Below are 13,777 nucleotides of genomic sequence, written 5' to 3'. Positions count from 1 at the left end.
ACCCTACGGATACTTTTCTCATCCACGCGTAACGACATGCATACACGTAGCGTCAATCTGATCGTGCGCAGCAATGGCGCCGGCCTCACCCGCGACATGGAACTGCTGGCCGGTATCCTGCGCGGCGCCGGCTACGACATCACCCTGACCCAGCTCGGTCATCGCGCCAGGCTCAGCAATCGCATGCGGCGATTGCATGCACGCGTGCGGCGCCTGTGGCGCGGATGGATGCGCGGCGTACTCAATGCGCGCTATGACATCAACATCATGATCGAGCACGTGCGGCCGGAACTGTTTCGGCATGCCCACCACAACGTGCTTATTCCCAACCCCGAATGGTTTCATGCGGAGTGGTTGCCGGAGTTGCCGCATTTCGATCGCGTACTGGTCAAAACCCGGCACGCCGAACGGATCTTCGGCGAGCTCCAGTGCAAGACCACCTACATCGGCTTTACCAGCGAGGACTGTCGCGTCGCCGGCGTAACGCGCCAGCCAGGCTTCTTTCATGGCCCGGGACGCAGCGGAAACAAGGGTACGCTGCCACTGATCGAGCTTTGGTCCAAACATCCGGAATGGCCCATGCTTACCGTGGTATGGCGCCGCAAACGTGTGCAGATTCCAGAGCTGCCACCCAATGTGCGATTGATCCGCCACTACATGGAAGAACAGGAACTGCGCCGCCTGCAGAACGCGCACGCATTCCATCTCTGCCCATCGCAAACAGAAGGCTATGGCCACTCGCTCGTGGAGAGCCTGAGCGTCGGCGCAGTCACGGTCACGGTGGACGGTGAACCCATGAACGAGCTGATTACCGCTGAGCGCGGCGTACTGGTTGCCGCACATGCTTCGGGAAAGCAGGAATTGGCTACGCTGTATGACTTCGACACCGACGCCATGCGAGCCGCCGTAGAGCGCTGCCTGGCCATGCCCGCCAGCGAACAAGCCCGGCTCGGGGAGGCGGCGCGCGCCTGGTACGAGGACAACCAGCAGGCTTTCCCAAATAGATTGATGGATGCGATCAACCGTCTCAGCGGCATAGAAAATCATGGCAACCCCTGATCGCCGCAAGAGACGCAAGGTCAATCTGGTCGCGCGCGACAACGGCTTCGGCTTGTCGCGCGACATCACTTTGTTGCGAAACGCACTCGAAGCGAACAATTGCGAGGTGCATGTCACCGCGCTCGGCGAGCAGGATGAGCGGCGGCGCTGGAAGCTCGGCAAGACCTGGCCCGCCTTGCGCAACCGGCTCGCACTGGCGGTGTCGCGGCCTTTTCGGCAGCCGGCTTTCGATATCAGCATCATGTTCGAGCACCTCTGGCCCGAACACTTCCATCTTGCCCGCACCAATGTCGCCTTACCCAACCCCGAGTGGTTCGATAAGCGCGATCTTCGCCACCTCGACCGCATCGACCACGTGTGGGTCAAGACCCGTCATGCGAAGCAGATCTATGACGGCCTGGGCTGCACCACATCACTGGTGGGCTTCGACAGCGATGACGCGTGGCAAGACGGCTTGCCCAAGCAGCGAACTTTCTTTCATCTTGCTGGTGGCAGCCAGATCAAAGGCACGGATCGCCTGATCGCTCTATGGGGTCGTCACCCCGAGTGGCCATTGCTTGTCGTACTACAGCACCCGTCGCGCGCGAAATCCGCACCATCGGCGGCGAACATTCAACTTCGCGCGGAGCATCTGTCCCAATCCCGCGACGCCGACGCACTGGAATTGCGTCGCCTGCAGAATACGCATCGATTCCATATCTGCACCTCGGAAATCGATGCATGGGGCCATTACGCTATTGAAGCCCTCAGTACCGGCGCGGTGGTGTTTGCCACAAATGCGCCACCCATGAATGAACTGATCGATGCGTCGCGCGGGTTGCTGGTGGACGCTCATGTGGCGGGCGATATGGGCCTGACCAAGACCTGGCACTTCGACGAAGAAGCCATGGAGCGGGCAGTCGCCAGTGCATTGAGCATGGACGATGCCGCATGCGCCGATCTGGGTCGCCGCGCACGTGACTGGTTCCTCCAGAACAAGGCCGGCTTCGCCGGCCGCATTGGCAAAGCGCTGAGCGAAATCGGACACTGAATCTCACGGGCGGCCGCACCGTGGCACCCATAACTTGCATGCACCTAGGTTGATCCATGTCCCATCCGCCGCGCCGTTCTTTCGACATTCACAGCCTGCGCCGCCGCGTCGCGCGTCGCCTGATGCGCCTGCTTTTCGGAAAGCCCGCGCAACTGAGCAGCGAGCCATTGCCACTCACCGGCATTCACCGGATCCTGATCTGCCATGTCAGCCACACGCTAGGCAACGCCTTGCTGCTGACACCACTGATCCAGGAGCTGGAAGCCACTTATCCCGGCGCGGAGATCGATATCGCCACACGCAGCGGCGTCGCGCAGGCTATCTATGCCAGCTATTTTGGCGTCAGTCGCATCTTTCGGTTGCCCGCTCACGGCGTCGGCCATCCGCTGCAGCTCTTGCGTGAGCTGCGCGGCCTGCGCAAAGCCCATTACGATCTGGTCATTGATCCCGATCCGCAGTCACAAACCGGCCGCCTGTATCTGCTGATGGCCAGGGGCCGATGGAAACTCGGCTTCGACAGTCCGAAGAAAAGTGGCAATGTGACCCATGCCGTCCCGATCGGTCTCGCGCCGGAAAGCAAGGGCAAGCGCCCGGTATTCCTGCTGCGCAGTGCGATAGGCAAGGCCAGCGACAACGCCTGGCCGGTCCCCGATATTCGCTTGAGTCACAGCGAACGGGTGCAAGGACGCGAAGCGCTGGAACGCCTGTTGGCGCCCCACCAAACCAAGCACCAGAAGAAAGGCGTCATAGGTGTCTTTGCCAACGCTACCGGCGACAAACTGCTCGGTACCGACTGGTGGTCTCCGTTCCTTGAAACATTGGAGACCGCGAGCAACGACTATCACATCGTGGAAATCGTACCGATGTTCGGCCGATCCATGCTCGGCTCGCGCTACCCGACCTACTTCTCGACCGATCTGCGCAAGCTCGCCAGCGTACTTTCCGCTCTCACCGCCTATACCAGTGCTGACTGCGGCATCATGCATCTGGCCTGCGCTTCGAACGTGCCCACCATGGGCATCTTTACCAGAACGAGTGCCAACGAATGGGGCCCCTATGGCGCGCGCAATCGCACCATTCACGCCTATGAGCGGGCTCCGTCGGACGTAGCCCGCGACATCCTGAGCATCCTGGCCGAGACGGAGTCTTCGCGCCCGGCGTGAACTGGCGTAGGCGGATCCTGGTTACGGCTTGAGCAGGGACAGTTCCGCCAGATGGCTGTCGATACCCTGTTCGCATCGCGTAATGCGTTCCACTACCGTGGCCCGGAACAAGCGATTGTTCGGCAGGCTCATATCGTCGACATCGGGCTGGGCACGCGAAGGATGGTCGAGGTGCGCCGCCAGCGCCGCCCATTTGAGCTGGCGGCGACGCACGCCGGCGTTGCCGAGTCGGGCGGCCAGCTCGCGGTCTTCCGCGCCGTAGCCCTCCATCCGCTCGTCAAAGCCGTTGACGCGCAACAAGTCGTCACGCCAGAAACTCATATTGCAGCTCATCACGCGGCCACCGTTGCGCGCACGTGATTTCCAGCGCGCCAGCATCAGCGAGTGGAACGCATACAGGCGCTTGATACCGTCGAACACATGGAAGTCGACATCGGCCCAAGGCGCAAACACCGGTTTGCCCCCGGCCAGCAAGCGCTCAGTTTCTCGCGGATGCGTCTTGAAACGCCCACCCTGCAGGAAATAACCACGCTCGGCCAACGCCAAATGATCGGCCACAAACTCCGGGTGCAACACCATGTCGCCATCGATCAGGATGATGTAATCGCCGCGGCTGGCCGCCATGCCGCGGTTGCGGCAGCGCGCGGCGCGAAAGCCGAGATCTTCCTGCCAGACATGGCGCAGCGGCACAGGGAGGTCTTTTGCCATGCGCTCAATCAGCGCGCGCGTATCTTCTTTGGAGCCATCATCGGCCACGATGATTTCGTCCGGCAGGCGGCGTTGCGCGGCAATGCTCGCCAGCACCTTGGCCAGCGCTTCGGGCCAGTTGAAGGTAAGCACCACCAGCGACACCATCCGGGGCGAGCCCGCGCCGGGCGCTGCCGAACCAGGGCGATCACGGATGCGCCACGCCAAGCCCATGCTCATCGCCAGCGGAAACCAGCCGAGCAGCCATTCCACGTCCGGGCGTCGCAGCAACTGCGGCGCATCGAACTGCCAGGCGACGCTGGCATAAACCCACAACGCTAGCAGCGCGCGACCGATCGCCACATGGCGATAACGCCAGGCGCGCCAACCCACCGCCAGCCATAGCGCCACCCACAACAACAGGCCGGGCAGGCCCAGCAGGATCGCCAGATGGCTGAAGATGTTGTGGCTGTGGTCCCAGACCTGATCGCCTACCTGGATGGTGTAGTGGCTGCCCATCCCAAGGCCGATCCAGGGATGTTGGCGGAACAGAGCAAACGCCTGCTCGAGAATCTGCGGCCGGTACGAAAGCCCGCGCTCCTCCATGTACTGCCAGCCGCCAAGGACGATGATCACTACGGCGAACGCCAGGATGACTCCAGCTCGCCGGCGAATATGCCGGTGAGTCGCCGCGAGCAGCATGAAGGCTTGAGTCACGATCAGCGCCAGCCAGGTGGCGCGGCTGAAGGTAAGCACCACGAACAGCAACAGCACGGCGACAGCCAGCGTCTGCAGGATGCGCTGCCAGCGGATGCTCACGGTGAGCTGGGTCATCCACACGACGGCTGCGCCGAAAGCGAAAGCGGCCAGGTTCGGGTTGTTCAAGGTACCGAAGGCCATCAGGCGATCCTGTGCCTGCCAGACCCCCGAGCGCAGCGGGAATACCGCCATGCTTACCAGGGCAGCGGCGCCCAATCCGAGCCCCGCCCAGAACAGCAAGCGCCGGAATCGCCGCGGCTCAGCAACCAGCAGGCTGGCCCACACCCCGACGAACACCAGTACATAGACCACGACGACGGCCGCATCGCCAAGCTTGCCGTTGGTTGCCCATGCCACCGACAGTATCGACCAGGCCATGAAAGCTAGCAGCAGCACACCTTCCCAGGTATGCAGAAACCCGCGCACCAGCGCGCGCCGACACTTCCACACCAAGTAGAGCGACGGCAGGGCAAACAGGATCAACAGACTGTCGTGATACGGCTTGCCAGGATTCCAGACCTTGTGCCCGGTGGGGCTGGCGGCCAAGCCCACCAGCAGCCACCACATGCCCAGCAGCAGCCAGTTACGCAGCCACGATGGCAGCGTCGCCCAAGCCTGGCGGAAGTTCGCCACTCGTCCAGGTGCCGGCTCGCCCCGGCCCGCTGCCTCATTCAAACTTTCGATCCGCATAGATGGTCGGGAACGTTCCAATACCGCCAAAGTGATACAACCCTGACCGCCTCGCCTTTGGGGATCGGTACAGCTGGCGCGGCAGAATACCTTTTACCCGTAGGTCCGTGCGCGAAACGGACCGTGGTTTGTGCGGATGATTTCGCCACCGCTCAAACCAGCCTGTCCAGCGCGGCTCCGGATCATGCCGCGGCCCGGGTGAATCCAGCGCTACGGGCGGGCAAGCCAATGGCCATCGGCTAGAATCCCGCCATGCAAACCTTACCGATCACCCTCGTCGTGATGACCTACAACGAGGCGAAAAGCATTGCGCGCTGCCTCGACAGCGTGCCGTTCGCTGCCGAGAAGCTGGTGATCGACAGCGGCAGTACCGACGACACGGTGGCGATCGCACAGGCCCATGGCGCGCGGGTGGTACACCAGGATTGGCTCGGCTTCGGACCACAGCGAAACTTCGCCACCACCCAGGCCAGCCATCCATGGCTTCTTGCCCTGGATGCTGACGAATACCTGACGCCCGCGCTCGCCACCGAGCTGCAGCAAAAGCTTCCCGCCCTGATGGCCGGCGACGTCTGCGCCGCCTATCTGCGCCGGGCCACCATTTATATGGGTGCGCCCATGCGCTGGTACCTGCCCTCCATGGGCGAGAAGATGGCCCGGCTGTACCACCGCGACCGTGCGCGCTGGACCGATGCGCGAGTGCACGAATCACTGCGTTTCGACGGACCGTCGGTCACGCTGGACGCCCGCTTCAACCACGAAAACAACCCCAGCCTGCCGGAGAAGCAGCTGAAGGTGCTGCGCTACGCCGAGCTGAAATGCCGCGACTGGCTGGAAAAGGACAAACCGGTGCGCATGTGGCAGACGCCATTCGTATTCCCGCTGGCCTTTATCAAGGACTACGTGTTCCGGCTCGGCTTCCTTGACGGCTGGCGCGGCTACGCGATAGCGCAGACCGCCGCCTCATACGCCGTCTACAAGCGCATGCGCTACTACGAGATGCGCCGCAATCCCGCCTCGCGCGAGAGCGCGGCCAACGCCCTGCACCGTCACGGACTCGATCGCTGACTCATGAGCAAAAAGCATTATCTCCTCTACGGCTCCGAGCGCTATGCGCTGGCCATCCTGCGCCCATTACAGGAAGCGATTCGCGCACGCGGCGACGAAGCCGCCTGGTTCTTCGACGGCCCAGGCGCCGAAGATCTGGTGGAGGGCGAGCGCCTGCTTACGGTCGACCAAGTGCGCAAATGGAAGCCGCGCGCGGTGATCACCTCGAGCAACGCGGTGCCGCACTTTTTCCCCGGCGTGAAGGTGGAAACCTTCCACGGTTTCGATGCCGGCAAACCACGGCACATCTACATCCGCGGCTTCTTCGACCTGTACTGCACCACGGGGCCGCGCGACACCGCCAAGTTCCAGGCCATCTCCGACAAGCTCGGTCACTTCGCGGTGGCCGAGACCGGCTGGCCCAAGCTCGACCCCTTCATGAAAGAGATCGCCGGCCCGCTGCCGCCTGTGCGCGAAACGCCGGTGATCCTCTACCACTCCACCTTTTCGCCCTCGTGGAGTGCGGCCGAAACGCTGTATGAGGAAGTGAAGCGTCTGTCGCGCGATGGCCGATGGCGCTGGATCCTCACCTTCCATCCCAAGATGAGCCCGGAGACGACGGCCAAGTTCAAGGCGCTGCAGAACGAACACCTGTGCTTCGCCGAGAACGACAACATCCTGGAGCTGTTCCCGCAGGTAGACATGATGTGCTCGGATACCTCGTCCGCGCTCAACGAGTTCCTGCTCACCGGCAAACCGGTGGTGACCTTCAAGAACCGCCGCCCCGGACCGCAGCTGATCGATATCGACGACGCTGCGCAGTTCGAACCGGCGATCCATCGCGCCTTGTCGCGCCCCCCGGAACTGATGCAGGCCATCCGCGAATACGCCGATGCGATCCACCCGTATCGCGACGGCCATTCCAGCGAGCGCGTGCTGGACGCGGTAGAAGCCTTTATCGCCACTGGCGGCCGCAACCGTCGCCGCAAGCCGCTCAACCTGTGGCGCAAGCTCAAGTTGCGCCGCCGCATCGGCTATTGGGGTCCGGCCTGAACGTATCGGGCACCGGCAGCCGTCCACGGCGCCAAGCCAGTAAGCGTTGAGCAAGGTCCTCCCGGATTAGAATCTCCCCCATCTTTGAGAAAGAAACCCGCCAGTGCCCTCCAGCGCCTACAGTCGTTCCGAACATCTGCGATCCCTATGGCCATGGCTCCCGCTTTGGACCGTGGTCGCTCTGCTGGCGATCTTTTCGCACGGCCCAATGCCGCTGTATTCCACCCGCACCCTCGCTGTGGCCTGGGAGATGTGGAACCACGGGCACTGGCTGGTACCACACATCAACGGGCAGCCCTATAGCGAGAAGGTGCCGCTGCTGTTCTGGCTGATCCATGCCGGCTGGTTCGTGTTCGGCGTCAACGACATCTGGCCGCGCGTGCTCGAAGTGATCTTCGGCGGCACCCAGCTGGTGCTGCTTTCCACGCTGGCGCACCGGCTGTTCCCAAACCGTCCGTGGGTAGCCAAGGGCGCACCGTGGATGCTGCTGGCGCTGGGCTACGCCTTCCTGTTCGGCACCCAGATCATGTACGAGGTGCTGCTGGCTGTCTGGGTGCTGGCGGCACTGCTGTGCCTGACGCCGAAAGCCGGGCGCGACGAGCCGCGCTGGCTGCTGTTCGGCCTTTGCATCGGTGCCGGCCTGATGACCAAGGGTCCGGTGATGTTCCTGCACATCGCCTTCCCCTGGCTGCTCGGTCCGCTGTGGAGCGACTGGGCGAACAGCAACCGCGCCCGCTGGTACGGCCGTGGTGTGCTGGCCATGCTGCTTGGCGGCGCCATGTTGCTGGCTTGGGCGCTGCCGGCCGGCTTCAGCGGCGGCGAGGCTTACCGCCAGCGGCTGTTCTTCACTCAAACGGCTGGACGCGTGGTGGACGCGTTCGACCATGCCCGTCCGTTCTGGTGGTACCTGCCGATGATCCCGGCACTGCTGTTTCCGTTCAGCGGCTGGCCGCGCGCGTGGGCCGCACTCATCACTCTGCGCCGCCCGCTCGAACCGGGCCTGCGTTTCTGCCTGTGCTGGCTGTTGCCGATCCTGGTGGCGTTCTCACTGATCAGTGGCAAGCAGCTCTACTACCCGCTGCCGGAGTTTGCTGGCGCCACGTTGCTGCTGGCCGGCGCCATCGCCGTGCTGCGCGAAAAGCGCCCAGCGCTGGCCGACAACCCGTGGCTGGGCACTTGGCCACTGGGCGTAGGCGGCATTTTGTTCGGCGTGCTGCTCTTCCTGCTACCCGTGCTGGTCAGCCACGACATGATGCATGGCGAGTATGTGGACAACAGCTCGCATTACAGCCGTTTCTTCAGTGTGGTGTTCATCCTGCTCGGCGCCTTCCTGCTGCTGCGCGGCCGCGGCGAAATGCGCCGGCTGGCGATCGCCGGCCTGATCGGCACGCTTACCCTCAATACGCTGTTTACCCTGACCATGTGGCAGAACTTCGACCTGCGTCCGTCCGCGCACCTGCTGGGCGCCGCGGATACGGAGGGCAGGGCGATCGGCTATCTGGGCAACTACGAAGGCCAGTTCCATTTCGAAGGCCGCCTGACTCGTCCAATTGAACGCCTCTCCGAGGGCGACGCACTGCAGGCCTTCGCCCGCATACATCCCGATGGCCTGATCGTCGCCCGCCCCGAGAAGCTCGAGGCTACCGATCTGCGTTATGCGCTGCTGGTGCAGCCGTTCCGCTCAAGCTGGGTGGTGATCTGGCCGGCCGCTTCCCTGGCCGAGCTGCGTGCCGGCCATATCCCACCGGAACCGCCACACCCGACCCGCGTGTACCAGGTCGATAACTGGCGTTTCCGCTCGCTGCAATGAACACGGCTTTGATCGCCAATCTGCGCGCCCAATGCGGCGGGCCGCGTGATGGCGCTCTGCTGCGCTTCTCCCTGGGCAACGCCCTGCTGGGCACGGGCGAAGCCGCCGCAGCCGCCGAAGAACTGCGGCGCGCGGTAGCTTTCGATCCTGGTTATTCCGCCGCGTGGAAGCTGCTGGGCAAGGCCTGCCTGGCGATGGATGACCGCGACAACGCCGCCGAAGCGTGGCGCCAGGGCATCGAGGCCGCGCGCCAGCGCGGCGACAAGCAGGCGGAGAAGGAAATGACTGTCTTCCTGCGGCGGCTGGAGAAACCGTAGGAGCGCACCCTGTGCGCGAAACGGCCCGGCAGGGCCGTCGATTTTCCATGGCACGAGCCGCCTGAAGGGGTTCAAACAAAATCTCTGGTACAGCTGCCCGGAGCACGGCCCTGATGGGCCGTTTCGCGCACAGGGTGCGCTCCTACATCATCAGTCGTACGGACTCGGCCGATCGCCCGCCGTATACCGCTTGTAGTGCCACTGATACTGCGCAAGCGCCTGCTCCACGCAGGCCTCCACGCCCTGATTCAACGCCGTGCAAGCCACGCGCTGATCGGCATCGGCCAGACCTTCAGGCGCCGGCAGCAAATGGATGCGATAGCCCTCGCCATGCGGCAGCCGCTCGGCGAAAGCGAACAACACCGTCGCCCCGGTTCGCGCCGCCAGTCGCGGCAGCAGCACCATCGTCATCGCATCGCGGCCGAAGAACGGCGCGAACTGCCCCTCGCCCTCGCGCGGTTTCTGGTCCGGCAGAATGCCCACCGTGCCGCCCGCGCCCAGCCGCTTGAACAGCGTGCGCACGCCCGCACCCTCGGCGCGCACCTGCTCAGGCGCCAGCGCGCCGCGCGCCTTGCGCAGCAAGCCTTCTACCGCGGCAATGCGCGGGGGCCGATACAGGATCGCCATCGGCGTCTTACGGCATAGCCAGTAGTTGAGCAACTCCCAGCAGCCCAGGTGCGGTGCGGCGATGATCACACCCTTGCCGGCCGCCAGCGCCGCGTCAAACAACGCCTCGCCGCGCACTTCGCGCACCAGGCCAAGCGCCCGCTCGGCATCATTGCCCCAGATCTTGGCGATCTCGGTAATCGACTTGCCGCTTTCGATCATCACCTCGCGCAGCAGCGCAGCGCGCGCGGCCTCGTCCAGTCCGGGCCGGACAATGCCGAGGTTGGTGTCGGTATGGCGCACCATCTTGCCGCCGCGCCACAACGAGAAACGCCCGATCGCCGCGCCGACGCCATGCAACACGCGGAGGGGCAAGCGGCCAAGCAGGCGCAGCAGAAGGTAAAGAAGGTAGATATCAAATCGCATGAGCAGGGCAGTGTAACTGCCACAAGCCGCGCCACCCACCGGATCACGACACGTAGGAGCGCACCCTGTGCGCGAAACGACCCGATAGGGCCGCGCTTTCCCAGAAGATGCCCTGCTACGCGGGGCTTTCGCGCACAGGGTGCGCTCCTACGCGCCCTCGCTTTAAGCTAAGCCGCCGTCGCGAACCCTTCTTTCATGATCGCCCTGATCCAGCGCGTCCAGTCCGCCCGCGTCGATGTCGACAACGAAACCGTCGGAGCCATCGGCCCTGGCTTGCTTGCCCTGGTGGCCGTACAACCGGAAGACGACGAACCGCGCACCCGCCGCATGCTGGAACGCCTGCTCGGCTACCGCGTATTCAGCGACGAGCAGGGGCGCATGAACCGCTCCCTGGCCGACACCAGTGGCGAGCTGCTGCTGGTCAGTCAGTTCACCCTGGCCGCCGACACGCGTTCCGGCATGCGCCCCAGCTTTACCAGCGCCGCTTCGCCCGAACACGGCCGTCGCTGGTTCGAGCGGCTGGTGGAACTGGCCCGCGCCGCGCATCCAAGGGTGGAAATCGGGCGCTTCGGTGCCCATATGCAGGTACATCTGGTCAATGAAGGGCCGGTCACCTTCTGGCTCGAAGTGCCATGACCGCGCCGCCACGCAACGCACCTGCAAAACCCTCGAAATATCACGGATAGGTGCCTGTTTGGCGCGCTTTTTGCGTGTCCCCGTTCCTCAGTTTTTTCACTTGAAAACTGGTCAAAAAAGCATCACATCGCTATACTGATCGGTTCCTGCATATGCGGCGGTAGGTATGAATAGCAAAGCTCCTGAGCAACAGTCTGAAATCAAGGCGCTCATCTCCAAAGGTCTGGAGCAGGGCTACCTGACCTACGCCGAGATCAACGACCACCTGCCCGACGACATCGTCGATCCGGAGCAGATCGAAGACATCATGGCCGTGCTGAAGGGCGTGGGCATCGAAGTACACGATGCCGCCCCGGATTCCGACCCGCTTTCCGACACCGCCTCCAGCGGCAGCACCGACGACGAGGCCGCGGCCGAAGAAGCCGTCGCCCTGCTCTCGGCCGTGGACGCCGAAGTCGGCCGCACCACCGACCCGGTGCGCATGTACATGCGCGAGATGGGTACCGTCGAGCTGCTGACCCGTGAGGGCGAAATCGCCATCGCCAAGCGCATCGAAGAAGGCTTGGGCCAGGTGCAGACCGCCCTCGCCAGCTTCCCGCTCACCATCGAGCTGCTGCTCGAAGAGTACGACCAGCATCTGGACGGCAAGCGCCGCCTGAGCGAAATCCTGGCCGGCTTCGCCGACCTTGAGGAGGCCGCCGACGCCGCTTTGGCCGCCGCGGAAGAGAACGCCAGCGACAGCGACGCCGAGGCCGAAGAGGAAGACGACGACACCGCCGCCGAGGACGAGGAGGCCGGCCCGACCGGTCCCGACCCGGAAGAGGTCAAGCGCCGCATGGAACTGCTGCGCGACTACTACGGCAAGTTCCAGAAGGCCGCCCCCAAGGCCGCCGGCATCACCGACAAGAAGGTGACCAAGCTGCGCGACCAGATGGCCGAGGAATTCCTCAAGCTCAAGCTGCCGTCCGCGCTGATCGACAGCTTCGTGCGCAAGCTGCGCGAAGTGGTGAACGACATCCGTCACCACGAGCGCCTGCTGATGGACATCTTCGTCAAGCAGGTGAAGATGCCCAAGGCCGAATTCCTCAAGGCGTTCCCCAGCAACGAGGGCAACCTCGAATGGGCCGCCGAGCTCGGTCGCAAGCGCCAAAAGTGGTCGCCGAACATCAAGAACTACAAGGAAGTGATCGATGCCGAGCAGGAAAAGCTCGCCAGCATCGAGCGCCAGCTGTTCCTGCCGCTGACCGACATCAAGGAAATCAACCGCACCATGTCGGTCGGTGAGGCCAAGGCCCGCCGCGCCAAGAAGGAAATGGTCGAGGCCAACCTGCGTCTCGTCATCTCCATCGCCAAGAAGTACACCAACCGCGGCCTGCAGTTCCTCGACCTCATCCAGGAAGGCAACATCGGCCTGATGAAGGCCGTGGACAAGTTCGAATACCGCCGCGGCTACAAGTTCTCCACGTACGCCACGTGGTGGATCCGCCAGGCCATCACCCGCTCGATCGCCGACCAGGCGCGCACCATCCGTATCCCGGTGCACATGATCGAAACGATCAACAAGCTCAACCGCATCTCCCGCCAGATGCTCCAGCAGTTCGGCCGCGAGCCGACGCCGGAAGAACTGGCCAAGGAAATGGAGATGCCGGAAGACAAGATCCGCAAGGTGCTGAAGATCGCGAAAGAGCCGATCTCGATGGAAACCCCCATCGGCGACGACGAAGATTCGCACTTGGGCGATTTCATCGAGGACACCAACGCCAGCTCGCCGATCGAATCGGCGACGGAAACGGGCCTGATGGAAACCGTGCGCGACGTGCTCGCCGGCCTCACCCCGCGGGAAGCCAAGGTGCTGCGCATGCGCTTCGGCATCGACATGAACACCGATCACACGCTGGAAGAAGTCGGCAAGCAGTTCGACGTCACCCGCGAGCGCATCCGCCAGATCGAAGCCAAGGCCCTGCGCAAACTGCGTCACCCGAGCCGTTCGGAGCAGCTGCGTTCGTTCCTCGACATCGACTGATCGCATCGTCAAACGCTTCAACAAAAAGCCCCGCATTGCGGGGCTTTTTGTTGGCGTCGACAGCGAGGGCGATCAACCCACGTCGTAGAAGAACTGCTCCTTGTCGACCTTGCCGTCCTTATTGACGTGATATACGCAGATCTCGGTCATATTCACCCGACCATACTGCTTCATCGTCACGTCCAGCGTCATCGAGCAACTGAACCAGTTGCCCGCCACGATCGGATCGCTGATCGAGCCGCCATGCACCTGCTCGATCGACGCCTGAAACTGCTTGCCCTTCTCGAAGATCGCATCCAGCCCTTTCACGTTACCCATCGAACCCGGAGGCGCGCCCTCCGGTTCGATGCTCTCCGCATTCTTGGCATACAGCTCCTTCTGCGCCTCTTCGTACTTGCCTTCGCGACACAGCGCCACCAACCGCTTCGCCACCGTTTCCACGCTCATGACTTTGCTCCGCACGCCGAAAGG

At 63.4% G+C, this 13,777-nt stretch carries 12 protein-coding genes; 9 read left to right on the top strand and 3 right to left on the bottom strand.

The features are described from left to right. The first annotated feature begins 36 nt into the window (after positions 1 to 36). From ISS97_RS02760 to ISS97_RS02750, 3 genes are read left to right on the top strand one after another with little or no spacing between them, the layout of a single operon-like run. Positions 37 to 1,059, top strand: coding sequence for a glycosyltransferase (locus ISS97_RS02760; RefSeq protein ID WP_379984825.1), 1,023 nt, complete (start codon positions 37 to 39; stop codon positions 1,057 to 1,059). Next, complete coding sequence (locus tag ISS97_RS02755; RefSeq protein WP_379984824.1) at positions 1,046 to 2,089, top strand: glycosyltransferase family protein; 1,044 nt, start codon at positions 1,046 to 1,048, stop codon at positions 2,087 to 2,089. The genes ISS97_RS02760 and ISS97_RS02755 overlap by 14 nt, the downstream gene beginning before the upstream one ends. Before the next feature lie 56 nt (positions 2,090 to 2,145). Continuing rightward, on the top strand, positions 2,146 to 3,252 hold the full coding sequence (locus tag ISS97_RS02750) for a glycosyltransferase family 9 protein (RefSeq protein WP_379984823.1): 1,107 nt from the start codon (positions 2,146 to 2,148) through the stop codon (positions 3,250 to 3,252). 21 nt (positions 3,253 to 3,273) lie between these two features. Here ISS97_RS02750 and ISS97_RS02745 read toward each other — a convergent pair whose 3' ends face one another. Next, positions 3,274 to 5,373: a glycosyltransferase gene (locus ISS97_RS02745; protein ID WP_379984822.1), complete on the bottom strand. Its 2,100-nt coding sequence runs from the start codon at positions 5,371 to 5,373 to the stop codon at positions 3,274 to 3,276. Positions 5,374 to 5,640: 267 nt separating this feature from the next. Between ISS97_RS02745 and ISS97_RS02740 the strand changes: the two genes are divergently transcribed. The 4 genes from ISS97_RS02740 to ISS97_RS02725 all read left to right on the top strand — a co-directional run bounded on the left by ISS97_RS02740 (position 5,641) and on the right by ISS97_RS02725 (position 9,615). After that, positions 5,641 to 6,456, top strand: a complete 816-nt coding sequence (locus tag ISS97_RS02740) for a glycosyltransferase family 2 protein (protein ID WP_379984821.1) — start codon at positions 5,641 to 5,643, stop codon at positions 6,454 to 6,456. Positions 6,457 to 6,459: 3 nt separating this feature from the next. Continuing rightward, the gene (locus tag ISS97_RS02735; protein WP_379984820.1) at positions 6,460 to 7,488 is read left to right on the top strand and encodes a CDP-glycerol glycerophosphotransferase family protein; all 1,029 of its coding nucleotides are present in this window, start codon (positions 6,460 to 6,462) and stop codon (positions 7,486 to 7,488) included. Between the two features lie 103 nt (positions 7,489 to 7,591). Next, a complete protein-coding gene (locus ISS97_RS02730) occupies positions 7,592 to 9,298 on the top strand; it encodes an ArnT family glycosyltransferase (RefSeq protein WP_379984819.1) in 1,707 nt (568 codons plus the stop codon). Beyond that, positions 9,295 to 9,615 (top strand): tetratricopeptide repeat protein, encoded by a 321-nt coding sequence (locus ISS97_RS02725; protein ID WP_379984818.1) that lies wholly within the window; start codon positions 9,295 to 9,297, stop codon positions 9,613 to 9,615. Before ISS97_RS02730 ends, ISS97_RS02725 begins: the two co-directional genes overlap by 4 nt. A 150-nt stretch (positions 9,616 to 9,765) precedes the next feature. On the opposite strand, the gene ISS97_RS02720 is transcribed toward ISS97_RS02725, so the two are convergent. Further along, positions 9,766 to 10,647 carry an LpxL/LpxP family acyltransferase gene (locus ISS97_RS02720; RefSeq protein ID WP_379984817.1) on the bottom strand — a complete coding sequence of 294 codons (882 nt, stop codon included), beginning with the start codon at positions 10,645 to 10,647 and terminating at the stop codon, positions 9,766 to 9,768. 195 nt (positions 10,648 to 10,842) lie between these two features. Here ISS97_RS02720 and dtd point away from each other — a divergent pair, with 195 nt between their 5' ends. Continuing rightward, on the top strand, positions 10,843 to 11,283 hold the full coding sequence (dtd, locus tag ISS97_RS02715; protein WP_379984816.1) for a D-aminoacyl-tRNA deacylase: 441 nt from the start codon (positions 10,843 to 10,845) through the stop codon (positions 11,281 to 11,283). A 166-nt stretch (positions 11,284 to 11,449) separates the two neighbouring features. Continuing rightward, on the top strand, positions 11,450 to 13,306 hold the full coding sequence (rpoD, locus tag ISS97_RS02710; RefSeq protein WP_379984815.1) for an RNA polymerase sigma factor RpoD: 1,857 nt from the start codon (positions 11,450 to 11,452) through the stop codon (positions 13,304 to 13,306). 72 nt (positions 13,307 to 13,378) lie between these two features. Here the strand turns inward: rpoD and ISS97_RS02705 are convergent, their stop codons facing one another. Further along, on the bottom strand, positions 13,379 to 13,753 hold the full coding sequence (locus ISS97_RS02705) for a SnoaL-like domain-containing protein (RefSeq protein ID WP_379984814.1): 375 nt from the start codon (positions 13,751 to 13,753) through the stop codon (positions 13,379 to 13,381). Between the last annotated feature and the right edge of the window lie 24 nt (positions 13,754 to 13,777).

The sequence above is a fragment of the Dyella koreensis genome, from assembly GCF_044904565.1.
Classification (GTDB): domain Bacteria; phylum Pseudomonadota; class Gammaproteobacteria; order Xanthomonadales; family Rhodanobacteraceae; genus Dyella_D; species Dyella_D koreensis.
This window is presented reverse-complemented; position numbering and strand designations above follow the sequence as displayed.

Coding starts and splice junctions, on each gene's coding strand:
- ISS97_RS02760 (WP_379984825.1), top strand. CDS start 37: ATGCATACACGTAGCGTCAATCTGATCGTGCGCAGCAATGGCGCCGGC.
- ISS97_RS02755 (WP_379984824.1), top strand. CDS start 1,046: ATGGCAACCCCTGATCGCCGCAAGAGACGCAAGGTCAATCTGGTCGCG.
- ISS97_RS02750 (WP_379984823.1), top strand. CDS start 2,146: ATGTCCCATCCGCCGCGCCGTTCTTTCGACATTCACAGCCTGCGCCGC.
- ISS97_RS02740 (WP_379984821.1), top strand. CDS start 5,641: ATGCAAACCTTACCGATCACCCTCGTCGTGATGACCTACAACGAGGCG.
- ISS97_RS02735 (WP_379984820.1), top strand. CDS start 6,460: ATGAGCAAAAAGCATTATCTCCTCTACGGCTCCGAGCGCTATGCGCTG.
- ISS97_RS02725 (WP_379984818.1), top strand. CDS start 9,295: ATGAACACGGCTTTGATCGCCAATCTGCGCGCCCAATGCGGCGGGCCG.
- ISS97_RS02720 (WP_379984817.1), bottom strand. CDS start 10,647: ATGCGATTTGATATCTACCTTCTTTACCTTCTGCTGCGCCTGCTTGGC.
- dtd (WP_379984816.1), top strand. CDS start 10,843: ATGATCGCCCTGATCCAGCGCGTCCAGTCCGCCCGCGTCGATGTCGAC.
- rpoD (WP_379984815.1), top strand. CDS start 11,450: ATGAATAGCAAAGCTCCTGAGCAACAGTCTGAAATCAAGGCGCTCATC.
- ISS97_RS02705 (WP_379984814.1), bottom strand. CDS start 13,753: ATGAGCGTGGAAACGGTGGCGAAGCGGTTGGTGGCGCTGTGTCGCGAA.